Annotated in this window: 31 protein-coding genes; 14 read left to right on the plus strand and 17 right to left on the minus strand. The window is 75.1% G+C overall.

Annotation, left to right across the window (positions count from 1 at the left end):
• Positions 1 to 9: 9 nt before the first annotated feature.
• Positions 10 to 981, plus strand: a complete 972-nt coding sequence (locus tag ACZ6PY_RS20905) for an aldo/keto reductase (RefSeq protein WP_313721510.1) — start codon at positions 10 to 12, stop codon at positions 979 to 981.
• Positions 982 to 1,075: 94 nt separating this feature from the next.
• Positions 1,076 to 1,267 carry a DUF5703 family protein gene (locus ACZ6PY_RS20910; protein ID WP_091265978.1) on the plus strand — a complete coding sequence of 64 codons (192 nt, stop codon included), beginning with the start codon at positions 1,076 to 1,078 and terminating at the stop codon, positions 1,265 to 1,267.
• A 60-nt stretch (positions 1,268 to 1,327) separates the two neighbouring features.
• Here the strand turns inward: ACZ6PY_RS20910 and ACZ6PY_RS20915 are convergent, their stop codons facing one another.
• Both ACZ6PY_RS20915 and ACZ6PY_RS20920 read right to left on the minus strand, forming a co-directional pair.
• Positions 1,328 to 1,981 carry a hypothetical protein gene (locus ACZ6PY_RS20915; protein WP_466074543.1) on the minus strand — a complete coding sequence of 218 codons (654 nt, stop codon included), beginning with the start codon at positions 1,979 to 1,981 and terminating at the stop codon, positions 1,328 to 1,330.
• Positions 1,982 to 2,038: 57 nt separating this feature from the next.
• The gene (locus ACZ6PY_RS20920) at positions 2,039 to 3,367 is read right to left on the minus strand and encodes a M20/M25/M40 family metallo-hydrolase (protein WP_466074545.1); all 1,329 of its coding nucleotides are present in this window, start codon (positions 3,365 to 3,367) and stop codon (positions 2,039 to 2,041) included.
• A gap of 170 nt (positions 3,368 to 3,537) precedes the next feature.
• Here ACZ6PY_RS20920 and ACZ6PY_RS20925 point away from each other — a divergent pair, with 170 nt between their 5' ends.
• The 3 genes from ACZ6PY_RS20925 to ACZ6PY_RS20935 all read left to right on the plus strand — a co-directional run bounded on the left by ACZ6PY_RS20925 (position 3,538) and on the right by ACZ6PY_RS20935 (position 5,472).
• Positions 3,538 to 4,155 (plus strand): hemerythrin domain-containing protein, encoded by a 618-nt coding sequence (locus ACZ6PY_RS20925; protein WP_466074547.1) that lies wholly within the window; start codon positions 3,538 to 3,540, stop codon positions 4,153 to 4,155.
• A 74-nt stretch (positions 4,156 to 4,229) separates the two neighbouring features.
• Positions 4,230 to 5,216, plus strand: a complete 987-nt coding sequence (locus ACZ6PY_RS20930) for a LysR family transcriptional regulator (protein ID WP_466074550.1) — start codon at positions 4,230 to 4,232, stop codon at positions 5,214 to 5,216.
• 19 nt (positions 5,217 to 5,235) lie between these two features.
• The gene (locus ACZ6PY_RS20935) at positions 5,236 to 5,472 is read left to right on the plus strand and encodes a hypothetical protein (protein WP_466074552.1); all 237 of its coding nucleotides are present in this window, start codon (positions 5,236 to 5,238) and stop codon (positions 5,470 to 5,472) included.
• A gap of 53 nt (positions 5,473 to 5,525) precedes the next feature.
• Here the strand turns inward: ACZ6PY_RS20935 and ACZ6PY_RS20940 are convergent, their stop codons facing one another.
• From ACZ6PY_RS20940 to ACZ6PY_RS20950, 3 genes are read right to left on the minus strand one after another with little or no spacing between them, the layout of a single operon-like run.
• A complete protein-coding gene (locus ACZ6PY_RS20940) occupies positions 5,526 to 5,876 on the minus strand; it encodes a DUF3140 domain-containing protein (protein WP_151464370.1) in 351 nt (116 codons plus the stop codon).
• Positions 5,876 to 6,049 carry a hypothetical protein gene (locus ACZ6PY_RS20945; RefSeq protein ID WP_466074555.1) on the minus strand — a complete coding sequence of 58 codons (174 nt, stop codon included), beginning with the start codon at positions 6,047 to 6,049 and terminating at the stop codon, positions 5,876 to 5,878. The genes ACZ6PY_RS20940 and ACZ6PY_RS20945 overlap by 1 nt, the downstream gene beginning before the upstream one ends.
• Before the next feature lie 38 nt (positions 6,050 to 6,087).
• Entirely contained in the window at positions 6,088 to 8,637 is a 2,550-nt protein-coding gene (locus ACZ6PY_RS20950) for an ATP-dependent Clp protease ATP-binding subunit (RefSeq protein WP_466074557.1), read from the minus strand.
• Positions 8,638 to 8,753: 116 nt separating this feature from the next.
• Here ACZ6PY_RS20950 and ACZ6PY_RS20955 point away from each other — a divergent pair, with 116 nt between their 5' ends.
• From ACZ6PY_RS20955 to ACZ6PY_RS20975, 5 genes are all read left to right on the plus strand, one after another.
• Positions 8,754 to 9,131 (plus strand): hypothetical protein, encoded by a 378-nt coding sequence (locus ACZ6PY_RS20955; protein ID WP_466074559.1) that lies wholly within the window; start codon positions 8,754 to 8,756, stop codon positions 9,129 to 9,131.
• A 189-nt stretch (positions 9,132 to 9,320) separates the two neighbouring features.
• On the plus strand, positions 9,321 to 9,581 hold the full coding sequence (locus tag ACZ6PY_RS20960; protein ID WP_030504016.1) for a hypothetical protein: 261 nt from the start codon (positions 9,321 to 9,323) through the stop codon (positions 9,579 to 9,581).
• Between the two features lie 9 nt (positions 9,582 to 9,590).
• Complete coding sequence (locus tag ACZ6PY_RS20965; RefSeq protein ID WP_466074561.1) at positions 9,591 to 10,472, plus strand: hypothetical protein; 882 nt, start codon at positions 9,591 to 9,593, stop codon at positions 10,470 to 10,472.
• The gene (locus ACZ6PY_RS20970; protein WP_466074563.1) at positions 10,465 to 13,137 is read left to right on the plus strand and encodes an FtsK/SpoIIIE domain-containing protein; all 2,673 of its coding nucleotides are present in this window, start codon (positions 10,465 to 10,467) and stop codon (positions 13,135 to 13,137) included. The genes ACZ6PY_RS20965 and ACZ6PY_RS20970 overlap by 8 nt, the downstream gene beginning before the upstream one ends.
• Positions 13,134 to 13,805, plus strand: coding sequence for a hypothetical protein (locus tag ACZ6PY_RS20975; RefSeq protein ID WP_466074565.1), 672 nt, complete (start codon positions 13,134 to 13,136; stop codon positions 13,803 to 13,805). Before ACZ6PY_RS20970 ends, ACZ6PY_RS20975 begins: the two co-directional genes overlap by 4 nt.
• Positions 13,806 to 13,946: 141 nt before the next feature.
• Here ACZ6PY_RS20975 and ACZ6PY_RS20980 read toward each other — a convergent pair whose 3' ends face one another.
• Both ACZ6PY_RS20980 and ACZ6PY_RS20985 read right to left on the minus strand, forming a co-directional pair.
• A complete protein-coding gene (locus ACZ6PY_RS20980; RefSeq protein ID WP_466074691.1) occupies positions 13,947 to 15,218 on the minus strand; it encodes a cupin domain-containing protein in 1,272 nt (423 codons plus the stop codon).
• A gap of 9 nt (positions 15,219 to 15,227) precedes the next feature.
• Positions 15,228 to 15,515 carry a hypothetical protein gene (locus tag ACZ6PY_RS20985; RefSeq protein ID WP_151461717.1) on the minus strand — a complete coding sequence of 96 codons (288 nt, stop codon included), beginning with the start codon at positions 15,513 to 15,515 and terminating at the stop codon, positions 15,228 to 15,230.
• A 199-nt stretch (positions 15,516 to 15,714) separates the two neighbouring features.
• On the opposite strand from ACZ6PY_RS20985, the gene ACZ6PY_RS20990 reads away from it, so the two are divergent.
• Positions 15,715 to 16,458, plus strand: a complete 744-nt coding sequence (locus tag ACZ6PY_RS20990; protein WP_466074567.1) for a PIG-L deacetylase family protein — start codon at positions 15,715 to 15,717, stop codon at positions 16,456 to 16,458.
• A 10-nt stretch (positions 16,459 to 16,468) separates the two neighbouring features.
• Positions 16,469 to 17,278: a DUF72 domain-containing protein gene (locus ACZ6PY_RS20995; protein WP_466074569.1), complete on the plus strand. Its 810-nt coding sequence runs from the start codon at positions 16,469 to 16,471 to the stop codon at positions 17,276 to 17,278.
• Here the strand turns inward: ACZ6PY_RS20995 and ACZ6PY_RS21000 are convergent.
• The gene (locus tag ACZ6PY_RS21000) at positions 17,263 to 17,691 is read right to left on the minus strand and encodes a DUF2267 domain-containing protein (RefSeq protein ID WP_151461720.1); all 429 of its coding nucleotides are present in this window, start codon (positions 17,689 to 17,691) and stop codon (positions 17,263 to 17,265) included. The two genes, ACZ6PY_RS20995 and ACZ6PY_RS21000, sit on opposite strands and share 16 nt — an antisense overlap.
• Positions 17,692 to 18,046: 355 nt before the next feature.
• Complete coding sequence (locus ACZ6PY_RS21005; protein ID WP_466074571.1) at positions 18,047 to 18,658, minus strand: hypothetical protein; 612 nt, start codon at positions 18,656 to 18,658, stop codon at positions 18,047 to 18,049.
• A gap of 121 nt (positions 18,659 to 18,779) precedes the next feature.
• Between ACZ6PY_RS21005 and ACZ6PY_RS21010 the strand changes: the two genes are divergently transcribed.
• On the plus strand, positions 18,780 to 19,328 hold the full coding sequence (locus tag ACZ6PY_RS21010; RefSeq protein ID WP_466074572.1) for a TetR/AcrR family transcriptional regulator: 549 nt from the start codon (positions 18,780 to 18,782) through the stop codon (positions 19,326 to 19,328).
• An 11-nt stretch (positions 19,329 to 19,339) separates the two neighbouring features.
• Here the strand turns inward: ACZ6PY_RS21010 and ACZ6PY_RS21015 are convergent, their stop codons facing one another.
• From ACZ6PY_RS21015 to ACZ6PY_RS21050, 8 genes are all read right to left on the minus strand, one after another.
• Complete coding sequence (locus ACZ6PY_RS21015) at positions 19,340 to 20,209, minus strand: DUF72 domain-containing protein (RefSeq protein ID WP_466074575.1); 870 nt, start codon at positions 20,207 to 20,209, stop codon at positions 19,340 to 19,342.
• Between the two features lie 48 nt (positions 20,210 to 20,257).
• Positions 20,258 to 20,656 carry a TraR/DksA family transcriptional regulator gene (locus tag ACZ6PY_RS21020; RefSeq protein WP_313721525.1) on the minus strand — a complete coding sequence of 133 codons (399 nt, stop codon included), beginning with the start codon at positions 20,654 to 20,656 and terminating at the stop codon, positions 20,258 to 20,260.
• Positions 20,657 to 20,901: 245 nt separating this feature from the next.
• Positions 20,902 to 21,531 carry a nucleoside/nucleotide kinase family protein gene (locus tag ACZ6PY_RS21025; protein WP_466074577.1) on the minus strand — a complete coding sequence of 210 codons (630 nt, stop codon included), beginning with the start codon at positions 21,529 to 21,531 and terminating at the stop codon, positions 20,902 to 20,904.
• Positions 21,532 to 21,729: 198 nt separating this feature from the next.
• Positions 21,730 to 22,335, minus strand: coding sequence for a winged helix-turn-helix domain-containing protein (locus ACZ6PY_RS21030; RefSeq protein WP_466074579.1), 606 nt, complete (start codon positions 22,333 to 22,335; stop codon positions 21,730 to 21,732).
• Positions 22,336 to 22,637: 302 nt separating this feature from the next.
• The gene (locus ACZ6PY_RS21035) at positions 22,638 to 23,228 is read right to left on the minus strand and encodes a winged helix-turn-helix domain-containing protein (protein ID WP_466074581.1); all 591 of its coding nucleotides are present in this window, start codon (positions 23,226 to 23,228) and stop codon (positions 22,638 to 22,640) included.
• A gap of 54 nt (positions 23,229 to 23,282) precedes the next feature.
• Positions 23,283 to 23,774: a rhodanese-like domain-containing protein gene (locus ACZ6PY_RS21040; protein WP_466074583.1), complete on the minus strand. Its 492-nt coding sequence runs from the start codon at positions 23,772 to 23,774 to the stop codon at positions 23,283 to 23,285.
• A 50-nt stretch (positions 23,775 to 23,824) separates the two neighbouring features.
• Entirely contained in the window at positions 23,825 to 24,277 is a 453-nt protein-coding gene (locus ACZ6PY_RS21045; protein ID WP_466074585.1) for a cysteine dioxygenase, read from the minus strand.
• 116 nt (positions 24,278 to 24,393) lie between these two features.
• Positions 24,394 to 24,771 carry a cupin domain-containing protein gene (locus tag ACZ6PY_RS21050; protein ID WP_466074587.1) on the minus strand — a complete coding sequence of 126 codons (378 nt, stop codon included), beginning with the start codon at positions 24,769 to 24,771 and terminating at the stop codon, positions 24,394 to 24,396.
• A 67-nt stretch (positions 24,772 to 24,838) separates the two neighbouring features.
• On the opposite strand from ACZ6PY_RS21050, the gene ACZ6PY_RS21055 reads away from it, so the two are divergent.
• The gene (locus ACZ6PY_RS21055) at positions 24,839 to 25,231 is read left to right on the plus strand and encodes an ankyrin repeat domain-containing protein (RefSeq protein WP_466074589.1); all 393 of its coding nucleotides are present in this window, start codon (positions 24,839 to 24,841) and stop codon (positions 25,229 to 25,231) included.
• Positions 25,232 to 25,293 lie beyond the last annotated feature (62 nt).

Here is a 25,293-nt window from a genome sequence, read left to right on the forward strand (position 1 = left end):
GGTTCACCCATGCAACAGCGACCGCTCGGCCGAAGCGGGCTGGCGGTTTCGCGGCTCGCGCTCGGCACCATGACCTGGGGACGGGACACCGATGCCGATGACGCGGCCGCCCAGCTGAAGAGCTACCTCGACGCGGGCGGCAACCTCGTGGACACCGCCGACGTCTACGCCGACGGCGACGCGGAGTCGGTGATCGGCTCCCTGCTGGGCAGCCTGGTGCCCCGCGACGACCTGCTCATCGCCACGAAGGCGGGGCTGCGCCCGGGCAGCGGCCGCCGCCGGGACGGCTCGCGGGGGCACCTGCTGCGCACCCTGGAGGCCTCGCTGCGCCGGCTCGGCACCGACCATGTCGACCTGTGGCAGGTGCACGGGTACGACCCGGACACCCCGCTGGAGGAGACGCTCTCCGCGCTCGACCACGCGGTGTCCAGCGGCAAGGCCCGGTATGTCGGGGTGTCGAACTTCTCCGGCTGGCAGACCGCCCGCGCCGCCGCCTGGCAGGCCGCCTGGCCGGGGCGTGCCCCGGTGGTCGCCGCCCAGGTGGAGTACTCGCTGCTGGAGCGGGGCGTGGAGCGCGAGGTGCTGCCCGCCTGCGAGGCCATGGGGCTGGGCGTGCTGCCCTGGTCGCCGCTGGGTCGCGGGGTGCTCACCGGCAAGTACCGCAACGGCCGCCCGGCGGACTCGCGGGCCGTGTCGCCGCACTTCGAGCGCTTCGTCGCCACCTACCTGGAGCCGCGCTGTTCGAGCATCGTGGAGGCGGTCGCCATCGCGGCCGGGGGCCTGGGCGTGTCACCGCTGGAGGTGGCGCTGGCGTGGGTCCGGGACCGGCCCGGCGTGACCGCGCCGATCCTCGGCGCCCGGACGGTGGGGCAGCTCCTCGGCGCGCTGCAGGTGGAGCGGATGACGCTGCCCGAGGAGATCGTCACGGCGCTGGACGACGTCTCGGCGGTGCCGGTGGGCTACCCGGAACGGGACGGCTGACCCCCCGCCGGCTGGGCGCCGGTGCGCGAAAGAGGCGACGCGGGTCACCCTCAGGGGGTGGCGGCGGGCTGCCGGGCTGGGCAGCATGGAAGCCATGGACTACGAATACGCGCCGCTCCGGTTGCCCTCGAATGTTGATCGGTTGACCGCCGCGGCGCAGCTGGCGATCCAGGCGGAGTTCTCCGGCTGGGAGCTGGCCCGGGTGCGGCTCTACCGGGACGGCACGCGGCAGGTCATGCTGCGCCGGCGCCGGGTCAACCAGCCGCAGCCGGGCCTCTCCTACTGACGGCTGCCGGGCGGGACCGTCCCCGGAGCCACCGTGCGGTGGCTCCGGGGGCGTCGCTGCCTAGTGGGCGTGGTCGTGTTCCTCGTCGAGCTCCAGGAACGGGTGCTCGTCGAGCCGGCCGACCAGCCGGTCGTCGGCGGCCGGCTGGAACGGGCCGACCGGGTCGTCGTCGTCGAACGACTCCAGGTCGACCGGGGTGCCGACCTCGCTGACCATGACCACGCCGTCGAGCGGCTCCAGCTCGGGCACGTCGAGGGCGGAGAGCGAGCCGTCGCCGCCCTGCAGCAGCTCCAGGACCGCCTCGCCGACGCCCTCGACCGGGGCCGGCTCGTCCTCCTCCGGGGTGCCCTCGCGGCGGGCCGCCTCGGCCGCCCGGATCAGGGCGGAGACGCTGGGGACGCGGTAGTCCCGCCGCTGCCGCACCGAGATCACCCGCGGGTGCGGGTCGGTCGCCTCGACGCCCTCGGCCCCGCCGAAGCGCTCGTCGGCCTCGTCCGGGTCGATCGACTCGACGTCCCACGGCGTCACCTCGCCGAACGCGTCGAGCAGCTGCTCGTCGTAGGCGAACGAGGCGTTGTTCAAATTGACGTACGCCTGCCAGACGGCGTCGTCGTCGATCCGGCCCTGGGCGGCGCGGACGGCGGCCAGGTGGGCGCGGGCCGCGTCGATCACCCGCTCGAGGGCGGCGTCCAGCTCACCGTGCTGGTCGGTCATGTGAGGCAGTCCCTTCGCGATGGGGGAGGTTCCGCGCCGGCGGCGCGACGGGCACGGTCAGCAGCTGCGGAGAAAGCGGTCGAGAACCCGCACGCCGAACTGTAGTCCGTCCAGCGGAACCCGCTCGTCGATGCCATGGAACAGGCCGGAGAAATTGAGGTCGGCGGGCAGCCGGAGCGGCGCGAACCCGAAGCACCGGATGCCGAGCTGCGAGAACGCCTTGGCGTCGGTGCCGCCGGAGAGCATGTACGGCACCGGCAGGGCGCCCGGGTCCTCGGCGCGCAGCGCGGCGGACATCGCCTCGACCAGGTCGCCGTCGAAGGTGGTCTCCAGGGCCGGCTGGCGCTGGATGTACTCGATGGCGATGTCCGGCCCGACCAGCTCGCGCAGCTGCCGCTCCAGCACCTCGCTCTGCCCGGGCAGGCTGCGGCAGTCGATGGTGGCCGTGGCCCGGCCCGGGATGACGTTGTCCTTGTAGCCGGCGGTCAGCCGGGTCGGGTTGGCGGTGTTGCGGATGGTCGCGCCGATGATGTTGGCGATCGGGCCGAGCTTGGCGATCGCGGTCTCCGGGTCGTCGGGGTCGATCTCGATGCCGAGGACGTCGGAGATCTCGGCCAGGAACGCCCGTACGGTGTCGGTCATGACCACCGGGAAGCGGTGCCCGCCGATCCGGGCGACCGCCTCGGCGAGCGCGGTCACGGCGTTGTCGTCGTGCACCATCGAGCCGTGGCCCGGGCGGCCCTTGGCGTGCAGGCGCAGCCAGTCGATGCCCTTCTCGGCGGTCTCGATCAGGTAGAGCCGCCGCGACTCGTCCACCGAGTAGGAGAAGCCGCCGACCTCGCCGATCGCCTCCGTGCAGCCGTCGAAGAGGTGGCGGTGCCGCTGGGCGAGGAAGTGCGCGCCGTAGTCGCTGCCGGCCTCCTCGTCGGCGGTGAAGGCGAGCACGATGTCGCGGGACGGGCGGACCCCGGCGCGCTGCCAGCCGCGGACCACGGCCAGCACCATCGCGTCGAAGTCCTTCATGTCGATGGCGCCGCGGCCCCACAGGTAGCCGTCGCGGATCTCGCCGGAGAACGGGTGCACCGACCACTCGTCCGGGTCGGCGGGCACCACGTCGAGGTGCCCGTGCACGAGCAGCGCGTCCCGGCCCGGGTCGGTGCCGGGGATCCGGGCGACCAGGTTGGCCCGGCCCGGCGCGGACTCGTGGAGTTCCACGTCGACGCCGACCTCGGCGAGCTTCTCGGCGACGTACTCCGCGGCCCGGCGCTCCCCGACGCTGGTGTCGTTGTCCCCGGTGTTGGTGGTGTCGATGCGCAGCAGGTCGCGGCAGAGGTCCACGACCTCGTCGGTGGGGTCCGGTCGGGCGGAGGCGGGGTCGCTCGTCATCGCTTCTTCATACCAGCAGGGCCGGCCGGCCGGTCGCCCCCGGTCGGGGCACGGTTTCGCGGATCGCGCGGGCGGGTACCGCCGGACCACCACACCCGTCGATCGGCTGTTCCGCGGCGCCAGAGGCGCCGAGCCCGGATGGCCCTGGCCGCCAGCTCACGGAGGGCACCATGACCGTCCCCCTGCCGCCGTTGCCACCCACCGCCGACGACGCGTACCGGCCGGGCGGGCGGAGCCTGGCCGACCTCGTGGACCGGGAGCACCGGGTGCTGCTCGGGCTGGCCGAGCAGGCCGGCGACGCGAGCCTGGACCCGGCGCGCCGCCGTGAGGTGCTGGACGTGCTGACGGCCGCGGTGTCCCGGCACGTCTCCGCCGAGGAGCAGTACCTTTTCCCGGCCGCCCGGGCCGCCGTTCCGGAGAGCGCCGAACTGGTGGACCGGGAGATCGAGGCGGACGCCGCGCTGCTGACCGCGCTGAAGGGACTGTCCGGGCCGGACGACCCGGCGGTGGCTGACGTCGCCGACCGGGTACGCCGGCACGTCGGCCGGGTCGCCGCGCTGGTGACGCCGCTGCGCGAGGTGGCCAGCGACGCCGAGCTGATCCGGCTGGGCAACCGCTGGGAGATCGCCGAGGAGGCGGCGCCGACCCGGCCGCACCCGGGCACCCCGGCCACCCCGCCGTGGAACAAGATCGTCGAGCCGGCGGTGGGTGTGCTGGACAAGGTGCGCGACGTGGTCTCCGGGCGGCGGACCCGCCTCGCGGACCTGGAGCGCCCCCGCGACGTCTGACGGCTGTCCCATACAGGTATACCGATGCCGTAAGACCCTTCCGCCCAGCCGTTGGGTGGTCCTACCGTCACGTTATGAATCTGGAGCTGCGACACCTGCGGGTGGTGTGCGCGATCGCGGAGACGGGGAGCGTCACGAAGGCGGCCTCCACGCTCGGCCTGGCCCAGCCGGCGCTGACCGCCCAGCTCCAACGCATCGAGCGGGCCCTGGGCGGGCCGCTGTTCGAGCGGGACCGCCGGGGCGCCCGGCCCACCGCGCTGGGTGAGCTGGTGCTGGACCGGGCCCGGGTGCTGCTGCCGGCCATGAAGGGCCTGCAGGACGAGGCGGCCCGCCTGGCCGGGGCGGGCGACGCGCTGAGCCGGTACCGGTTCGGCGGGGTGAACAGCCCCATCCTCGGCCGGCTGGTGCACCGGCTCGCCGCCGAGCGCCCCGACGTGCAGATCACCATGTACGCGTCGTGGTCGGTGGACGAACTGGCCCAGCTGGTGGCCGGCGGGCGGCTCGACTTCGCGCTCACCGGGGTGTGCGGCGACGCCACCCCGTCGGCGGAGTCCGGGCTGAGCTGGCGGGAGGTGGCCGTCGACCCGGTCTTCGTGCTCCTGCCGCAGACCCACCCGATGGCCGACCGGGACGAGGTGCGCCTCGTCGACCTGCGCCGCGAGCAGTGGGCGGCCGCGCCCGGCGACGGTTGCTTCGGCGACTGCTTCGCCGCCGCCTGCGCCCGCGCCGGCTTCACCCCCCGCAAGGTCTACGAGGCGGACGTGCGGGGCTGCCTCGACCTGGTCGACGCCGGCGAGGCCGTGGCGCTGTGCCAGGCCACGTTCCGCCCGGTGGCCGGCCTGGTGACCCGCCGGCTCGCCGGGGCGCCGCTGCGCTGGCGGCTGCTGCTCGGTTGGCATCCGGACGCCCCGGCGGCCCGGGTCGCCGAGCCGGTGCTGGAGGCGGCGGTGGCGGCGTACACCGACGCGCTGGCGAACCACCCGGACTACCTGGCGTGGCTGCTGTCCCACCCGGACTTCGGCGTGCAGTCGACCACCCCGAGCGGGGTGCGAACCGCCTGAGCGCGGGTATCTGGGCGACATGACTGATCTGTACCCCGCCGCCGACCAGCGGGAGCTGCTGCGCCAGGCGGCCGCCGCGCACACCGCCGCCTCCGCCGACCTGGAGGCGTTCCTGCGCCGGTTGCCGGAGGTGCCGGAGCCGGCCGACATCACCGAGTTCGCCAACCTGCTCAGCCGGGAGGAGCGGGCCCGCGGCGAACGGCAGGACGCCGCGGACGCCGCCGGGCTGATGCTGCCCAGCCTGGAATCGGAGTAGACCGACGGCGGCGGCACCCGGGACGCGTTCCCGGGTGCCGCCGCGTGCCGCGGTCAGCGTTCGATGAGGACGTCGTGGCCGAGGTCGAGCAGGGAGTGCCGCCACTCGTCGTCGGCGTTGCCCCGGCTCGGCTTCTCCGCGCTGAGCGCCCGGATCCGCTCGATGGCGTCCCGCATCACCTCGATGTCCTCCGGGGTCAGGTCCACCTTGCGCTTGGTGAGCACCTGGAGGATCCGCCGCCCCGGTTCGGGCAGGTCAAGGTCCGGGTTCGGGCCGAACGCCTCCTCCCCGGAGCCGCGGGTGAGCAGCCACTGCCGGAGCTGCTCGGAGGGGACGTTCACCTCGGCGTGGAAGTCGTCCCAGATCACCTCGACCTCCGGATCGAGTCGCGCCTCGCGTACCATCACGCCTCCTCTCCCGACGGCGACCCGGACGGCGTCGGGTCGCCCTCGCCCTTGTCGGTCTGCTGCTTCAAGCCCTCCGGCGGCACCTTGACCCGGGCCGGGTTGGCCGTCGGCGGCGCCACGATGGGTTCGCTGCGTTCGGTGTCCTCCCGGGTCTCCTCGGGTTCGGTCATGTCCGCCCTCCGATCCGTCGGGTGTGGGGCGCCTTCCCTCATCGCGGATGGGACGTCGTCGCGGCGGTGTAGCCGCGGTCGCCGGCGGCCACGTCGATGGCGAGCTGGCCGTCCCGGGCGTCGACGGTGATCTGCTGGCCGGGCGAGATCTGGTTCTCCAGCAGCATCCGGGACAGCCGGTTGTCGACCTCGCGCTGGATGACCCGGCGCAGCGGCCGGGCGCCGAACTCGGGCTGGTAGCCGTGCTCGGCCAGCCAGTCCACGCCGGCGGTGGTGAACTCGACGCGGATGTCCTGGGCGTGCAGCCGGCGGCGGGTCTCCTCCAGCAGCAGCCCGGTGATCTGGCGGAGCTGCTCGGCCTCCAGCCGCTGAAAGATGATGACCTCGTCGATGCGGTTGATGAACTCGGGCCGGAAGTTCTCCTGGAGGCGGCGCATGAGTCGCTCGCGCAGGTCGCTGGCCTCCTGCTCGCCGGGCTCACCGGCGCCGAAGCCGACCGTGCGCTGGGTGCCGGTGATCAGCTCCGAACCGAGGTTGCTCGTCATGATCAGCACGGTGTTCTTGAAGTTGACCGTGCGCCCCTGGCTGTCGGTGAGCCGGCCGTCGTCGAGCACCTGGAGCAGGATGTTGAAGACGTCCGGGTGGGCCTTCTCGATCTCGTCGAGCAGCACCACCGCGTACGGGCGGCGGCGCACCGCCTCGGTGAGCTGGCCGGCCTCCTCGTAGCCGACGTAGCCGGGGGGCGCGCCGACCAGCCGGCTGACCGTGTGCCGCTCCTGGAACTCGCTCATGTCCACCCGGACCATCCGGTCGGCCTCGCCGAACAGCGCCTCGGCGAGGGCCCGGCCCAGCTCGGTCTTGCCGACGCCGGTGGGGCCGAGGAAGAGGAAGCTGCCCATCGGCCGGTTCGGGTCGGCCAGGCCGGTACGCGAGCGGCGCACCGCCTCGGCCACCGCGCTGACCGCCTCGTCCTGGCCGATCACCTTCTCGTGCAGGTGCCCCTCCAGGCGCAGCAGCCGGTCCCGTTCCTCCTCGGTGAGCTGGTTGACCGGGATGCCGGTGGCCCGGGAGACCACCTCGGCGATCTCCCGCGGCCCGACCTCGGGCACGTGGTTGGGGCCCTCGTCGCCGCGGGCGCGGCGGACCTGGTCCTCCAGCTCGGCGATCCGGTCGCGCAGGGTGGACGCCCGTTCGTACTGCTCGTCGGAGACGGCCTGTTCCTTGTCCCGGCGTACCTCGTCGAGCTGCTGCTCCAGGTCGCGCACGTCGGCGGCGGGCGTGCGGGTGCGCAGCCGGACGCGGGCACCGGCCTGGTCGATGAGGTCGATGGCCTTGTCCGGCAGGTAGCGGTCGGTGACGTACCGGTCGGAGAGTTCGGCGGCGGCGACCAGCGCCTCGTCGGTGAAGCGGACCTGGTGGTGCGCCTCGTAGCGGTCGCGCAGCCCGCGCAGGATGGCCACGGTGTCCTCGACGGTCGGCTCGGGAACCAGGACGGGCTGGAACCGGCGGGCCAGGGCGGCGTCCTTCTCGATGCTGCGCCGGTACTCGTCCAGCGTGGTCGCGCCGATCACCCGCAGTTCGCCGCGGGCCAGGGCGGGCTTGAGCATGTTGGACGCGTCCATGCCGCCCTCGCTGCCGGCGCCGCCCGCGCCGACCAGGGTGTGGATCTCGTCCAGGAAGACGATCAGCTCCTCGCGGTGGGCGCGGATCTCGTCGATCACCTTCTTGAGCCGTTCCTCGAAGTCGCCCCGGTAGCGGGTGCCGGCGACCAGGCTGGCCAGGTCGAGCTGAATGACCCGCTTGCCGAGCAGCGTCTGCGGGACGTCGCCGTCGCAGATCCGCTCGGCCAGCCCCTCCACGATGGCGGTCTTGCCGACGCCGGCCTCACCGATCAGCACCGGGTTGTTCTTGGTGCGCCGGGACAGGATCTCCACGGCCTGCTCGATCTCGTCGGCCCGGCCGATCACCGGGTCGATCTGGTCCATCCGGGCCAGGTCGGTGAGGTCCTGGCCGTACTGGTCGAGGGTGGGGGTGCCGCGGTCCGGCTTCGGGCCGGTCATCGGGCCGCGCTCGGCGCTGGCCGCCTGGAGCGACTCGGGCTGGATCCGCCCGGCGGCGAGCATCCGGCCGGCCGGCGACTCGGGGTTGAGCGGGAGCGCCATGAGGATGTGCTCGGGGCCGATGTAGTTGGCGCCCATGGCCCGGGACAGCTGGTGGGCGTCGAGCAGCGCCCGCTTGGCGGCCGGGGTGAGCGACAGGTTCGGCGGGACCTCCCCCCGGGGCGCCCCGTCACCGCGCCCGCCGAGCGCGTTGACCAGCGCGTCCGGGTCGGCCCCGGCCCGGCGGACCAGGTCGCGCAGCGGCTCGCGCTGCAACGCCGCCCACAACAGGTGGTCGGTGTCCAGGTCGTTGCTGTGTTTCTGGGCCGCGCGGCGGGCCGCGTCGGCCAGCATCTCCCGCGCGTCGGCGGTCATGAGCCGGGTGATGTCGACCCGGTGCGCCGGCCGGCGTCCCCCCTCGCCCCGCCCGAAGTACCGGGCCAGGAACTCGTCCCACGGGTCGTTGCCGAAGTCACCGGGTCCCATCATCTCTGTCCTCCGCAGTCGGTCGGCACGGCCGCCGGGGCGCGACATGGCGCGGCACGGTCGGCGGTGGCTACCCGGCGGTCGGCGCGACAAACGCGGGCGGGTGGCACGCTGAGGGCATGGAGACCCGGCCACTGCTCATCGTCGACGGCGCGAACGTCGTGGGCTCGCGCCCCGACGGGTGGTGGCGGGACCGGGCCGGGGCCGCCGCCCGGCTGCGCGACGCGCTGGTGCCCGTCGCCGGGGCCGGCCTGCCGCCGGAGCTGCCGCCGCCCGTGGAGGTGGTGCTCGTGGTGGAGGGCGCGGCCCGGGACGTCCCGGCGGTGCCCGGGTGCGCGGTGGTCTCCGCGCCCGGATCGGGCGACGACACGATCGTCGCGCTGGTCGCGGCCGCCCCGGACCGCCGGCGGGCGGTGGTCACCGCCGACCGGGAGCTGCGGTCCCGGGTGGGCGCGCTCGGCGCCGAGGTGTACGGCCCGCGCCGGGTCCCCCGCTGACGCCTACGGCGCGTCCCGTGCACGGGACCCGAGGGTGCACCGGCGGGACTCCCGGCACCCTCCTGGAGCGCCTTTCCGCACGTCAGAGCGACAATCGGACAGCCGGGCAGGAACGCCGCGAGGGTGGATGTTCTCCCGCCCAACGGGATGGGTTGTAATGGAGATCTCCCCGCCCCCAGGAGGTCCCCCGTGGCGAGCGTCGCCGAGCTGAAGGCAGCCATCGATGTCGCTCTCCAGCAGATAGGAGACGGGCAGACAGCGGTGCAGGCGGCCGGGGAGAAGCTGGCCGAGGCGCAGCAGACCCTCGCCGGCGCGCTGGAGGGCAGCGGCCACGAGACCGTCGAGGCGGCCCAGGCCTCGCTGACCCAGGCCAGCCAGGAGCTGGAGGAGTGTCTCGCCGCCACGCTGGTGGCGGTCGAGCAGGCGCAGCTCTACGTCGCGACCCTCTGAGGACCGGTCGTGTCCATCGTCGAGGACATCGGCGCGCAGGTCCGCGCCGCCGCCGAGGAACTGCCCCTGGCCCAGCTCGCCGCCGCGCTGGAGAAGTTCGGCCAGGCCACCGAGCGGCTGCGCTGGGTGCGTCAGGAGTCCGCCAACCCCATGGGGGTGCCGGAGCTGTCCGCCGCGACCGAGCACGCCGAGACCGCCGGCTACGCGCTGCGGGTGGCGCAGGAGCAGCTGTCGGCGTACCTGGCCGCGATCGGGCTGGCCGCCGACGGGGCGCCCGCGCCGAAGGCCGCCGACCGCCGGCCGCGGCACGACGCGGCCCGCGGCGAGGCCGGACCACCGGCCCCGGGCGCCGCCCCCGAACCCGACGAGCAGCCGGCGGTGCGCCGCTGGTGGGCGGTGCGGGTGGCGGAGCTGACCGGCGGCCGGGAGGGCGCACCGGACGAGCCGGACGAGCGGGTCGGCGACTCCCGCGAGCTGCTGCGCCGGGTCGTGACCGGGATCCGCGCCGGCGACCGGGACCGGCTGCACCGGGAGCTGCGCCGGGCGCACGCCGACGTCGGGCTGGGGCTGGCCGCGATCGCCCCGCCGATGCTGCGCGGCCTGGCCGGCGAGCTGCTCGGCCACCCGCCGCGCGCCGACGACCTGGCCCGGCTGCGCCGGGAGCTGGACGGTCGGGTCCGCGACCTGCTGCCCGGCCTGCCCCCACCGGTGCTGGACACCCTGCTCACCCGGGTCTGCCGGATGCCGCCGCCGCGCCGCGCCGACGACCAGGAGCAGCCGCACGCCGCCGACCCGGCCGTCACGGCCGGGGTGGTCACCGGGGTGCTGCTCGACCGGCTCGGCCGCGACCTGCCGAAGGACACCGACGACCGGGAGCCGTCCCGTGGCTGACGTCCGCGCGCAACTGGTGACGCGGGTCCGGGGAATGCTCTCCGAGGCCCTGGGCGCCACCCGGAACCGGCTCGCCGCCGCCGAAGCCGAGCTGGCCACCGGCCGGGACCGGCTGGCCCGGGTGCGGCGGGCCGCCGCCGCCGTGCCCGAGCGGGTGGGCGCGGCACGCGACCACCGGCTCGCCGAGATCGACTCGCGGCACGCCGCCCGGATCGCCGAGCTGGCCCGCCGGGCCGCCGCCGCGGCCGGGCGGGAGGCGCCGGGTGCGGCGTCCGCGCCCTGGGACGACTGGCGGGCCACCCCCGCCGGCCGGGCCGAGCCACCCGGCGCGGTCCGGGTCGGCACCGTCCGCATCCCCGGCGCCGAGCCGGTCCCGGCGCTGGTCCCGCTGCTCGACGCCGGCCACGTGCACCTCGCCGGCGGCGACCGGGAGGGCGTCGCCGCGGTCGTGCCCGCGCTGCTGCTGCGCTCGGTCGGCCGGGCCGACCCCGGCGGGGTCCGGCTCTTCGGGTACGACCCGGAGCACCTGGGCGGCGGGCTGGCCGGGTTCGCCCCGCTCGGCACCGCCGGGCTGCTCACCTTCGTCGGCCCCGGCGGCCTGGGCCGGCTGCTCGACGACCTGGTGGAGCAGATCCGCCGGATCAACGAGACGGTGCTGGCCGGCGAGTACGCGTCGCTGCGCGAGCTGGCCGCCGCGACCGGCCGGCGCCCGGAGCCGTGGCGGGTGGCGGTGCTGCTCGGCGGCGACGAGCTGTCCCGGCACGAGCGCGGCCAGCTGGACCGGGTGGTGCGCACCGGGGCGGCGTGCGGCGTGCACCTGGTCGTCCGCGGGATCGACCTGCCCGACGGGCCGACCGTCACTCGGGTGGTGGTCGATCCGGGCGACGCCCGGATCGGCGGCCTGCCGGTGGCGCTGGACGACCCGCCGCCGGCCGGGCTGGTCACCGAGACCTGCCGCGAGGTGGCCTCCCGGGTCAACGCCGGTCCGCCGCCGGCGCCCTTCACCGACCTGCTCCCCCCGCCCGGCGAGTACTGGCGGGAGGACTCGGCGCACGGGCTGACCGCGCCGATCGGCGAGGGCCCGCACGGCCGGCAGGTGCTGCTCACCCTCGGCGACTACCCGCCGCACGCGCTGATCGGCGGCCCGTCCGGCACCGGCAAGACCAACCTGATCTTCGCGTGGATCGGCGCGCTCGCCGCCCGCTACTCCCCCGCCGAGCTGGAGTTCTACCTGCTCGACTTCAAGGAGGGGGTGTCCTTCGCCCGGTTCGCCCAGGGCCGGCGGGACCCGAGCTGGCTGCCGCACATGCGGCTGGTCGGGATCAACGTGAACACCGACCGGGAGTTCGGGCTGGCGCTGCTGCGCTTCCTCGCCGAGGAGCTGCGCCGCCGGGCCGACGCCGCGAAGAAGCACGAGGTGACCAAGCTGGCCGAGCTGCGCGCTGTGGACCCGACCGGGCACTGGCCGCGCATCGTGGCGGTGGTCGACGAGTTCCAGGCGCTGCTCGCCGGCCGGGACGTGGTCGCCCGGGAGGCCGCCGACCTGTTGGAGGACCTGGCCCGGCGGGGCCGGTCGCAGGGCATCCACCTGGTCCTCGCCTCCCAGGACGTGCGCGGCATCGAGGCGCTGTGGGGGCGGCCCGCCCTGGTCGCCCAGTTCACCCTGCGCATCGCGCTGCCCAAGGCGCTGCGGATCCTGGCCGAACGCAACGACGCCGCGCAGTCGCTGCCCCGGCACCACGCCGTGGTCAACGCCGAGTCCGGCCTGGCCGAGGGGAACGAGGTCGCCCGGATCCCGTCGGCCGGGGACTGGGAGACGTGGAGCCAGCTCCAGCACCGGCTGTGGCGGATGCGCCCGCAGGACGCCGCCCCGGCCCGCCTCTTCGACGGCGACGCGATCCCGAGGCTGACCGAGGCGCCCGACTTCCGGGCGCTCACCGCCCCCGAGCAGGGGGTGCCGCGCAGCCCGGTGGCGCTGCTCGGCGAGATCATCGACGTGCAGTCCCGCTCGGCGGCGCTGCGGCTGCCCCGGGCCCCCGGGCGGAACCTGGCCGTGCTCGGCACCCGGGTCGACGAGGCGTGCGCGGTGCTCGACGCCGCCGCCCGCTCCCTGGCGCGGCAGTACCGGCCCGGCACCGCCCGGTTCTCCATCGCCTGCCTCGACCCGGACGCCGACCCGGCCGCCCGCGCCCTCTACGAGGACCTGGCCGACGACGCCGCCTGGTACGACGAGGAGACGGTGCCCGAGCTGATGGCCGAGGTGGGCGACGCGCTCGGCGCCCCGGGCACCCCGCAGACCCCGCACTTCCTGCTGCTGTACGCGGTGGACGCGGCCGCCGGGCAGCTGGCCGGGAAGGCCGGCGCGCGGACCGGGTTGGAGCAGCTGCGCCGGATCCTGCACGACGGTCCGGAGCGGCGTACCCACGTGCTGGCCTGGTGGCGCGGTGTGGCCCGGATGCGGGTCGACCTGGGCGGGCCGGCGGCGCGCACCGACCAGATCGGCGCCTGGGTGGCGCTCGACGTGCAAGGCGCCGAGCTGGGCTCCTCGCTCTATCCGGGCACGGGTGGCCCGGACTGGTACCCCCGCCCGTGGCGGGGCCTCTACTTCGACCGGGCGGTGCACCGTACCGGACAGGTGATCATCCCTTATGGTCCGTCGCGATGAACGAACCGGTTGCCAGTGAGACGTACACCGCCCACCTCCGCCGCCTCGCCGACCTGACCGCCCGGGTGGCCGCCCAGCGGGACGAGGCACACGACTGGTACGCCCAGCAGGTCGCCGCCGCCGACCGCGCGGTGGCCGACGCCGCCGCGCAGGTGCGTCAGGCCGAGGCGGAGGTGGCCGAGGCGCGGCGGATGGTGGAGCGGGTGGACACCGAGGCCGCCCACCTGTGGGGGCAGCTCCGGGAGCGGATCGGCGCCGGCGGCCGGCGGTTGGGTGACCCGCCCGGGCCGGCCCGGGACGCCACCGGCGACCCGGTGCCGCTGCTGCGCGGCGTGCGCGAGCTGCTGGATCGCACCCGGCAGCCGGGCGAGCTGCCCGGATCCGCGAATCCGCTGCTGGTGGGCTGCGGCATCGGCGGCGCGCTGCTGGCGTACGCCCTGGGCGAGGGCGCCCGGGCGCTGGGCGCCGGTTCCGGCGGGGACCTGGCGGTCGGTATGCCGGTGCTGGCGCTGGTGGTGACGCTGCTCGGCCCGCTGGTCGGGCTGGCGCCGGCCCGCCTGCTCGCCGACCGCCGCCACGCCGTGCTGACCCCCCGCCCGATCCTGCTGGTGGCGGCCGCCGGCCTGGCCACCACGGCCCTCCTGCTGACCCTGACCGCAACCCGCTGACCCCACCCTGTCCCCTGCCCCGCCCCCCGGGCCCGGCCCGTTGATCATGAAGTTGTTGCCACGACACGCCGTCGTGGCGGGCAACAGCTTCATGATCGACGCGCTCGGGGCGGGGTGTGGTGGGGAGGCAGGGTGGGGTGGTCAGGCGGGGGTGAGGACGGCTTCCTTCAGGAGGCGGCGGGTCAGGACCAGGCGGTCGGCGTCGTCGTCCAGGCCGGGCAGGTCGCCCACCCGGGTCACCTCGCCGGCGAGCAGCGCGCGCAGGGCCGGCTCGCAGGTGCCGGGCAGGGTGATGGTGCGGTCGACGAGGCGCAGGGCCACCTTCCCGTCCCCCGTCGGGGCGAGCTGCCAGCGCAGCCCGGCCCGGGGCGCGACCCGGCTGTCCGCGTCGAGCGTGGCCAGGGCGGCGGCCTGGGCGAGGGGCCGGATCGGCGCCGGGCGGGCGGCCGGCCAGGCCCGGTCGCGCAGCCGCGCGGCCACCGCGGCCGGGTCGGCCCGCAGCAGCCAGTCGCGCAGCGCCTCGACCGTCTCGGTCAGCTCCGGCTCGATGGCGTCCGGGTCGGCCACGTCGACGCCGAACGGCAGCCCGGCGCGCAGCCGGGCGTCCTCGGCGGCGAGCGCCAGCAGCTCCTCGACCAGGGCGTACCGGGTCAGCGCCCGGATGCCGACGGTCAGGTGCAGTGAGCTGCACTCCTGCGCCTGGGCGCTGTGCAGCCAGCCGCGCGGCAGGTAGAGCGCGTCGCCGGGTTCGAGCACCACGTCCAGCGCGGGCCGCCCCTCGGCGACCGCGGAGACCTCGTCGGCCCGGCCGCCCCACGGTTGCCGCTCCAGCGGGTCGGGCAGCACCGGCGGGTGGATCCGCCAGTGCTTGCGGCCGTCCACCTGGAGCACGAACACGTCGTGGGTGTCGTAGTGGGTCGCGAACCCCTGGTTGCCGGCCGGGGTCAGGTAGGCGTTGACCTGCAACGGTTGGGCCAGCGCGGCGCCCAGGTCGCGGGCGAAGTCGATCACCGCCGGCCAGGTGCGGTGCAGGCCCTGGAGGACCAGGGTGGCGCCGTCGGCGTACAGGGCGAGGATCTTCTCGTCGAGGACCTGGTCGCCGATCTCGGCGCCCGCGCCGCCGCCGCCGGTGAAGCGCGCCGCCGGCACCAGCTGGCCCTCCTTGGCGACCCGCAGGAACGGGGTACGCAGACCGCGCCGGCTGAGCAGCTCGTCGGCGTCGGCGGGGCTGAGCAGGTCGGTGAAGCCGGCCGGGTTGGGCAGCTCGGCGGCCCGGGACAGCAGTGGGCTGCGCCCCCAGTGGTCGGCGGCGAACTTGGCCGGCTCGACGGCCACGCAGCGCGCGAGGGCGTCGGCCGCGGAAGACGGAACCGCCGGGCGGCCGTGGCCGCCCGGCGGGTCGAGGTGCGTCACGGCCATGCGTCAGGCGCTGCCGTCGGCGCCGCCGTCGCGCTGACCGGGGGTCGCGCCACCGTCGGCCGGGCCCTCGGCGCTGCCGTCCGCGCCGCCGTCGTGCTGGCCCGGGGTCGCGCCACCGTCGGCCGGACCCTCCGCGCCGGTGTCGGCACCCTCGTCCAGGCCGCGCTCCGCGCCGCGGTCCGCGCCGCCGTCGGCGCCGCCGTCCTGCTGGCCCGGGGTCGCGCCACCGTCGGCCGGGCCTTCGGCACCGCCGCCACCGGTGGTCTGCATGTCGTCGTCGTTGAGTGCCATGGGTGCTCCCTCGGTGTGCCGCCCCGTCGCCGGGGTCCGTGTGCAGCGGGTGGTACCCCACGCCTGATCTTCTCTAACCACACCGTAGACGCCCGAACCCCGCCGCACGGACGGTTCGCCGGGCCCCGGCGAGGTCGCCGCGCGGTGGGGCGCGTCCGGTGCCAGGATGGCGGGAAGGAAAGACGGGAAGGGGGTGGCCGTGGGGCAGCCGGAGCCGTTGACGCCGCTGGCCGAGGACTGGCAGCGGGCGCTCGCCGTGGTGGCCCACCCGGACGACCTGGAGTTCGGCGCGGCCGCCGCGGTGGCCCGCTGGACCGGGCAGGGCAAGCAGGTCGTCTACTGCCTGCTCACCAGCGGCGAGGCGGGCATCGACGCCATGCCCCCGGAACGCAGCCGGGTGCTGCGCGAGGAGGAGCAGCGGGCCTCGGCCGCCGTGGTCGGGGTGGACACCGTGGAGTTCCTCGGCCTCCCCGACGGGCTGCTCGAGTACGGCGTGGCGCTGCGCCGCGCCATCGCCGCCGTGGTGCGCCGGCACCGGCCGGACATCGTGCTCACGAACAACTTCCGGGAGACCTGGGACGGGGCGTACGCGTTGAACCAGGCCGACCACATCGCCTGCGGCCGGGCCACGCTGGACGCCGTCCGCGACGCCGGCAACCGCTGGGTCTTCCCGGAGCAGCTCACGGACGGGGTGGAGCCGTGGTCCCGGGTCCGGGAGGTGTGGGCGGCCGGCTCGCCGCAGGCCCGGCACGGGGTCGACGTGACGGCCAGCTTCGACCGGGGCGTGGCGTCGCTGCGGGCGCACGGTGCCTACCTGAGCGGGCTGGGCGACGGCGGTTTCGACGCCGAGGAGTTCCTCGAGGGGCTGGCCCGTCCGGCCGGCGCCCGGCTGGGCGTCCGGTACGGGGCCGCCTTCGAGGTGTTCCGGATCGACCTCGCGTAGGCGGGCCGCGATGATCCTGGTCGGCACGTCGGGCTGGCAGTACCGGGACTGGCGGGAGCGCTTCTACCCGGCGAAGCTGCCGCAGCGGCTCTGGCTGGAGCACTTCGCCGACCGGTTCGCCACGGTCGAGGTCAACAACGCCTTCTACCGGCTGCCCGAGCGGGACACGTTCGTGACGTGGCGGGACCGCACACCCGACGACTTCTGCGTGGCGGTGAAGATGAGCCGCTACCTCACCCACATCAAGCGGCTGCGGGAACCGGCCGAGCCGGTGGCCCGCTTCCTGGACCGGGCGGCCGGGCTGGGCGACCGGCTGGGGCCCGTGCTGGTGCAGCTCCCGCCCACCATGCGGGCCGACCCGGCGGCCCTCGACGCGACCCTACGGCTGTTCCCCGCGCAGGTGCGGGTGGCCGTCGAGCCCCGGCACCCGTCCTGGTGGACCGACGACACCCGGCGGGTCCTGGAGCGGCACCGGGCGGCGCTGGTCTGGGCCGATCGGCTCAGCCGCCCGATCACGCCGCTGTGGCGCACCACCGACTTCGGCTACCTGCGGCTGCACGAGGGCCGGGCCCGGCCCTGGCCCCGCTACGGCCGCGCCGCGCTGGCCACCTGGGTGCGCCGGCTGGCCACCGCCTTCCCGGGCGGCGAGCCGGCGTACGTCTACTTCAACAACGACCCGGGCGGGGCGGCCGTCGTCGACGCGGTGGCCTTCGCCGGGCTGGCCCGGCGGGCCGGGCTGCCGGTCACCCGGACGCCGCCGGCCCGCCCCGCCGGTGCGGCGGAGCGGGCCGGGAACGGACCCGGTCAGGGAATCATGTGACCCAGGTCCTTCGGCATGGTGGCCTTCACGTCTTCCCACTCGCCCTGCGTCACGTGCCGGCGCAGGGTGTCCAGCACCACCTGCACCACCCGCTGCGGGCCGCCCTCCACGTCGTACGGGAAGCCCTGCCGGACCTCGTAGAGGAAGTCGTCGCGGTTCAGCTTGATCGGCACGTTCTCCGGCTGCCAGCCGTCGAAGTAGATGCCGCGTACCAGCACCGGCAGCTGCTGGGCGAACTCGGCGCTCTCCTGCACCGGCATCCGGTCCCGCAGCAGGTGCAGCACCGTGCGCAGCGCCGCGTAGGACTGGTTGCGCTGTGCCTTCGGCCAGCCGTACGCCGACTCGATCTCCTTGAGGATCACGTTCGTCTTGTCCAGCGAGGACTCGAACGCGGAAATCAACTGCTCAGCCATCTGCCCACCCCCGTGCGTCGTTCTCCCAGCGTCGGTCGTCGGTGCGTCGCGGCGGCCCGCTGGGCCCCCGCCAGAGCCGGGTCGGGCTGAACCGACCGGGCCGCCCGCCGCGCCGGGGCACGTCGGGACTCCCGACCACGTGCAGCACCCCGCCGCGGCGTCGATCCGCTACGACCCGCACCGTCATGACCCCACCTCCTCCTCGGCCGCGCGGTCGCGCCGGTCGACGGACCGCGCACACCGTCCATGCTGCGCGGCGGACGGGTGAGGCGGGCTCACCCTCTCCGGATGAACCGTCGGCCGGAGTCGCGCAGGGGGGTGAGGGTGGTGACGCCCGCGGCGAGGCAGCAGCCGGCTAGACCGAACCGGCGGCGGCGAGCCGCGTGCCGCTCTTCTCGCGGGACGGTCCGTCGGCAGGTCGTACGGATGTCCACAGCCGCCACACGAGGATCGGGCCGATCAACCAGTACCCGAGCGACGTGTAGAAGCCGGGGAAGCCCAGGTCGCCGGAGACGACGTCGTAGACGAGGTGACCGACGGCGTTGCCCATCGCACCCATGACGGCGAAGAACCACGTGATCAGCAGGGGGACCCGCCAACCGCGGTAGATGGCGATGCCACCGACGGCGAAGGCCGCGTACGAGATCATGTTGATCCAGACGAACGTGTCGAGGCTCATCGGGGCGGCCCCGAAGACCTCGGTCGGCCAGCGGCGGTTGAACCCGGCGGTGAACTCCTCCGCGAAGTGGACGAACTGCCAGGCGAAGCCGAGCAGGTAGATCGGGAGCACCTCGGCCGGATCGGGCGCCCGCCGGTTCGTGGTCGCCAGGTGGGCGAGGTACGCGAGGACCATCGCGGGGATGAAGGTCAGCCACAGGGCCAGCCCCGGTGACAGCCAGGCGAACAGGCAGATCAGGGCGAGAGCGACGGCGCCCGCCGCGACGGCGTTCCTCCGGGTCTCGGTCATGGTGTCCTCCGGGTCTGGGGCGGGCTCCACGGTGGAGCCCACAACGTTTGCCAACGGCGTTGGCATGTTGATGCTATGCATCCCAACGTCGTTTGCCAACACCGTTGGCTAGACTGGGGGAATGGTCTTCACCGAACGGTCCGCCCGGGCGCGGGCGGCCATCCTCGCGGCCGCGGCACGGCGGTTCGCCGACGACGGCTACGAATCGACGACGGTCCGCGCGATCGCCGCCGACGCCGGTGTGGATCCCTCCATGGTGATCCGGTACTTCACCAGCAAGGCGGACCTGTTCTACGCGGTGGCCGCCGCTGAGCTACCCCCGCTCGAGATGCCGACCGGCGCCGACTTCGCGGCCGCCTACGCCAGGACGTTCGTCGACGTCTGGGAGAACGGCGGCCACGCCCTGGCGAACCTGTTCCGCGCTGCCCCCACCCACGCCGACGCCGCCCACCAGCTGCAGCAGTTCCTCGACCGGCAGCTGATGCCGTTCTTCCGGGCGGCCTTCCCGGACCGGGACATCGACCAGGAGGCGGCGCTCGTGCTGAGCCAGACCATCGGCGTCATCTACTGCCGCTACCTGCTCAAGTTGGAGCCGCTCGCCTCCATGAGCAGGCACACCGTCGAGGCGGCGATCGCCGGCGTCATCCGGCACCACGTGGGCGGAGCGTGACCGGAGCGCGCTCAGTCGGCCAGGAGGTCCTGTAGCTGCTGCCCGTTCCGCTGGGCGTAGTCGCGGTAGCAGTTGTTCATGAGGACGTGGGTGCGCTCGGCCTCCCCGGCGAGTTCGCGCAGCTTCGGCGCCCAGTCGCGCAGCTCCCGCTCGGAGTAGTCGTAGCCGAACTTCTCGTGGATGTCCTTGCTGGTCCACTTGCCGCTGTGCCCGTGGAAGCGCACCACCGCGAGGTCCGCGGTGGCCGCGAGCACCGGGGGTACGGACGACCTGTGCCCCTGCGGCATGTCCACACAGACGAACGGCAGCCGGTGCTCGCGCAGGAAGCCGAGCGTCTCCTCGGCGTTGTCGCCGTCGAACCAGGAGGCGTGCCGGAATTCGAAGACCGGGCGCAGCGGCGCGCACCGCCGGGCCACCTCGAGCAGGTACTGCTTGTTGTCCCGCTTGATGGTGAACCAGGGCGGGAACTGGAACAGGATGGCGCCCAGCTTGCCGGCCTCGACCAGCGGGTCCAGGGCGGACAGGAACCGGGTCCACACCTCCTCGTACGCCTGCGGCGGCAGGTCGTCCGGGTAGAGGTTCTTCTTCTCCGTCTCCGGGCGCAGGTCCTTGTAGAGCGCGGAGACCCGGGTCGGGTGCCCGGTCAGCAGGCTGAACGCCTTGATGTTGAAGGTGAAGCCGGGCGGGGTGCGGTCCACCCACAGCCGCGCGGTCCGCTCGGCGGGCGGCGAGTAGTAGGTGGCGTCCACCTCGACCAGCGGGAACTGCCGGGCGTACCAGGACAGCCGCTTCTCCGGGGTGTCGGCGTTCGCCGGGTACCAGCCGGAGTCGAGCAGGGTCCGGTCGGTCCAGGAGGCGGTGCCCACCTTGATGTCACCCATCTGGTGAGTCCACCGCTACCGGGGCCGACCGGCAACTCCGGGCGCCGGTCAGGCCGCCCGCCGCTCCCGGGTCTGCTTGCAGGACACGCAGGAGGTTGCGGACGGGAAGATCTCCAGCCGCTCCACCGGGATCGGCGCCGAGCAGCCCTCGCAGAAGCCGTACGTGCCCTCGTCGAGGCGGGTGAGCGCGTGCTCGAACTGGGCGCGCCGGTCGAGGATGGTACGCAGCAGGGACTGGGCGGTGTCCCGCTCGGCGGTCTTGGTGCCGCTGTCGGCCTGGTCGTCGCCGGCGGTGTCGCCGACCTCGACCAGCCGGAGCACCTGGCTCTGCAGCACGGCCTGCTCGTACTCCGCGGTCAGCTCGTCGTACCGCGACGTCAGGGACTGCCGGATCTGGTCGACCTCCGCCTGGGAGCGGCCCGTGGCTGTCGTGTCGTGGACGAGCATCGCTGCCTGCCTTTCCTGGGGCCTCATAACGTCTCCGGGGCGCGAACGCCCCGGAACGTGGTCCGATGGATGCACGGGCGAGATCACCCGTGCTCTGTGAGCCGGGCGATTACCCGCCCGCTCCGCCGGTCAAACCGGGGATTTCCGCGTTCTTCGTCGCCGTTCGTACCCGGCTGCGCCGCCCGGACCGTCCCCGTTCCCGCCGCCCCGGCCCCGGTCGTCCCGAACCGGGCCGATCGCCCGGGTCAGCCGGCCTCCACGAGGGCGGGGTGCCGCGGGTCGTCGGCCCGGACCACCACGTCGGCGAAGGAGGCGGGATCGACCTCGTCGGCGTACCGGGCGAACGCCGGGAGGGTCCAGCGCAGCTCGGGGTCGGTCCGGCGGTCCAGCGCCGCCGGGGAGAGCACCAGGTGGACGGCGACGTCGAACGGCAGGCCGCCGCCGAGCAGCAGCGCGCCGCTGACCAGGACCACCCCGCCGGGCGGCAGGTCGACGTACGGGGCGCGGCTGGCCCGGTCGGCGGCGGCGTCCCAGAGCGACGGGAGCACCCGGCCCGACCCGTCCGGTCCGGCCGGGTCGAGGACCTCCCGACGCAGGCCGGTCTCGTCGACCCACCCCTCGTAGTAGGCGTCCGGGTTGGTCCGGCCGTGTTCCAGGCGGACCGAGGCGGGCCGGAGGAAGTCGGCGGCCCGGACGTGCAGGACCGGGCGGCCGGCGGCCCGTAGCGGGTCCACCAGGGCGGCGGCGAGCGCGTCCGGGTCGGCGGCCGGCGGGCCGTCCACGGCCACCCGCAGCCGGCCGGGCACGGCCGCGCCGGCAAGCCGGTCGGCCAGCTCGGCGACGAGCAGCTCGGGCGTGATGGGGCGGACGCGCATCCGACCATCCTGCCCGGCGGGACGGGTCACGGTGCGACCGGCCGGGCGGCCGGGCTCCCTCCTTGCGGGACGGGTCATGGTGCGACCGGCCGGGCGGCCGGGGCTCCGTCCCTGCGGAGCGGGTCATGGGGCGATCGGCCGGGCGGTCGGGGCTCCGTCCGGATGGCGATCGGCAGGGGGCGGCCGGACCGGGAGGTGTCAGCCGGTGCGGTCGATGGTGACCCGGGCGTCGTCGGCGAGCCGGTAGCCGACGCCGTAGACGGTGGTGACCAGCGGGACGTCCACCCCGACCTTGCCGCGCAGGCGGCGCACGTGCACGTCGACGGTGCGGACGCCGGCGTGCTCGTAGCCCCAGACCGCGTTGAGAAGTTGCAGGCGGGTGAACACCCGGCGGGGGTGGGCGACGAGGTGCAGCAGCAGGTCGAACTCCAGGCGGGTCAGCGGCAGCGGCTCGCCGTCGCGGAGCACGGACCGGGAGGCGGCCAGGATGTGCAGGCTCGGGATGGTCGGCGCGAGCGGGCGCCCCGGTGAGCGGTTGGCCGGCACCGCGTCGGGACGGCGTTCCGCCGGGGCCGCGGTGCTGATCACGGCGTCGCCGCGTTCGAGCAGCTCACGGGCCGCGTCCAGCAGCCGGCGGGCGGCCGGGGTGAGCGACTCCTCGCAGGCCAGCGGGATGTTCAGGGTCACCGTGAGCATGGGCGCCGAGGTGTTGGCGGGCCGGCGCTGGCCGCCGGGGGGACGACCCGGGACCGCGGGTTGGGACGTATGCCATCCGGCGCGCGACGAGGCGGGGCTGACCGACATGGTCCTCCTTGGCTGGTCCGGGTATCTCCCCACGGCCCGGGACGCCGCTTCATCGATGCTTCCCGGCGCCTGTGCGAGGGTCAAGGGGCGGCTGCGTTGCATGAATGTGACAATTGACGAACACATCGGAGCCGGATGCTCGCTCTGCGTACGAGGTCCGTTGATTACAGCAGAGCGACGAGTTGACCCGGTACGGGGGGTACCCGCCCGGTTCACAATGGCCGGTGCCGGGCCGGCCGGCGCGGAAACGTGAACGCGGCGCACCCGGATCCCGGGTACGCCGCGCACCGGCCGGCGACGCCTCAGCGCTCGCGGTCCACCACGATCCGGGCCTCGTCGGCCAGCCGGTAGCCGATGCCGTACACGGTCGTCACCAGCGGTGTGTCGACGCCGAGCTTGGCGCGCAGCCGGCGCACGTGGACGTCGACGGTGCGGGCCACCGCGTGTTCGTAGCCCCAGACGTTGGCGAGAAGTTGCCGCCGGGTGAACACCCGCCGGGGATGTTCGGCGAGGAACAGCAGCAGGTCGTACTCGATCCGGGTGAGAGTGACCTCGACGCCGTCGTGGCGGACCCGGCGGGTGCCGGTGAGGATGGTCACCGTGCCGGGTTCCTCGGGCCCGGCGGGCGGTGCGGGCGGCTCCGGCGGCGCGGTGGCGCGGCGCAGGTCGAGCACCGCGCGGGCGGCCTGGTGCTCCTCGGGCCGGAGCAGGCCCTCGCCGGAGGCGGCGAGTTCGTCCAGCAGGTCGACCAGCCGCGCCAGGCCGGGCGTCAGCGCGCCGGCGCCCAGGTCGAGGGTGATGGTCAGGGTCGGGGTGGTACGCGGCCGGTGCGGCGCGACCCGGTCGGGGCGGCCCGGTCGGGCCGGGCGGGAGGAGATGGCGACGACGGACATGGGAGCCTCCTGTGCGGGCGGTCGCCCCGCCCCACCGGGGGTGCGGCGGGACGGTCAGCGGGGCGCCCGGCCGGCGGTCACCGGGGGCGCGGCGGGCGAGGGTCGGAGCGGCGGGGTGGGGCCGAGGGTGGGCAGGCCGGCGATGCGCCAGGCGGCGAAGCCGCCCGCCACGTCGGTGGCCCGGTGCAGGCCGAGGTCGTGGAGGGCGGCGGCGGCCAGCGAGGAGGTGTAGCCCTCCTGGCACAGCACGATCACCGGCACGTCGTAGCCGACGGCCTGGGGCAGGCGGGCCGCGCAGCGCGGGTCGAAGCGCCACTCCAGGACGTTGCGCTCGACGGCGAGGGCGCCCGGCACGGTGCCGTGCGCGGCACGCTGGCCGGCGGGCCGGATGTCCACGAGCAGGGCCCCGCCGCGGACCGCCAGGTGCGCCTGCTCGGGGTCGAGCCGGCGCAGCCGCGCGCGGGCGGCGGCGAGGATCTCGTCGATGCCCCGGGAGCCGGGCGGTGGGACCGGACAGCTCCCGGTGCGGGTGGGGGTGTGCGCCATCGTGGCGTCCTTTCCGGTGGCGACGGTCGGGGGTCGGAGTGCGGGGCGGTTCACCAGGCGACCCCGGCCTCGGCCACCTCGGCGACCTGGAGCCGCCCGGCGTCGAGGCGGTAGCGGGTCATCCGGCGCAGCGCGGGCCGGTAGACGTGCACGCTGACCGCCGGCTGGTCGCCCCGGTTGCCGACCACGTGGACGTGCCGGGGGCCGAAGCGGCGGCCGGCGCCGGCGGCGAGCTGGTGCGGGCGCAGCCGGCCGCCGACGACGGTCTCCTCGGTGAGGGCGCCGGCGACGACCAGGAAGGCGCCCGCGGACCCGCCGTGGTCGTGCAGGTCGGTGCCCTGTCCGGGCAGCCAGCTCAGCGCCCACACCTCGTGCTCGGCGTCGGCGGTCAGCCGCGCGTACCACCGCTCGGCGCGGTCGAAGCACAGCGCCACCGGCCAGCCGGTCGGGTCGGCCCAGCGGGCGGCGACGGCGAGCAGGTCGGACGGGTCGGAGCTGGTCATCGGCGGAGCGTCCTCACGGTACGGGGGCGGCGTGCCTCCTCAGCATAGTCTTTAAACCCTATGGGTTTAGTAGGTAATACCGCATGCTGGGACGGTCCGGTTCGCGCATCGGGAGGTCAGCGCAGGACGGGCGGGTCGACCCGGTAGCCGGGAACCGACGGCCAGCGCACGGTGAGCACCACCGACTCACGCTCGGCGTACCAGGAGTGGTCCACGCCCCGGCCCCAGACCACGTAGTCGCCGGGCGCGCGCAGCACCACGGTGCGATCCGGCAGCTCGATCCGGAAGGCCCCGCTGATCAGCACCAGCAGGGCCGTGCGGCGCTCGCCGGTGGCCCACCGCGAGCGGGTCTCCCCCGCCGGGTGCGCGCCCCACTTCACCTCGACCTCGTTGCTGTGCCGGACATCGCCGGGCGGCTTGAAGTGGCCCAGCAGCCAGCCCGCGTCGGCCGCCCCGTCCACCGCCGCGTTGCCGACGTACACCCGATCGTCCATCCGCGCCTCCCGTGCCGGCTCGGCAAGCTACCAGGCGCGCCCGGCGGGCTCCCACTAACCTGGACGGATGCCCCAGGAACTCGACGCCGAGACGCTCGCCTTCGCCCACCGGATGTTCGACCTGGCCCGCGCCGGGGCGACCGACGAGCTGGCGGCGAACGTGGACGCCGGGCTCCCGGTCAACCTGACCAACGGCAAGGGCGACACGCTGCTGATCCTGGCCGCGTACCACGCCCACCCGGAGACCGTGGGCGCGCTGCTCGCCCGCGGCGCCGACCCCGCCCGGACCAACGACCGGGGGCAGACCGCGCTCGCCGCGGCGGTGTTCCGCCGCAACGCCGAGGCCGTCCGGGCACTGCTCGACGCCGGCGCCGACCCGGAGCACGGCGACCCGTCGGCGGTCGAGACGGCCCGCTTCTTCGACCTTCCCGAGATGCTCACCCTCCTCGGCCGGAGCTGACCGGCCCGGCCGAGGAGCCGGCGCGCCCGACACGACCGGCGGCGGGGCGGTATACAGGTGCG

Source organism: Micromonospora sp. NPDC048907 (assembly GCF_055586885.1).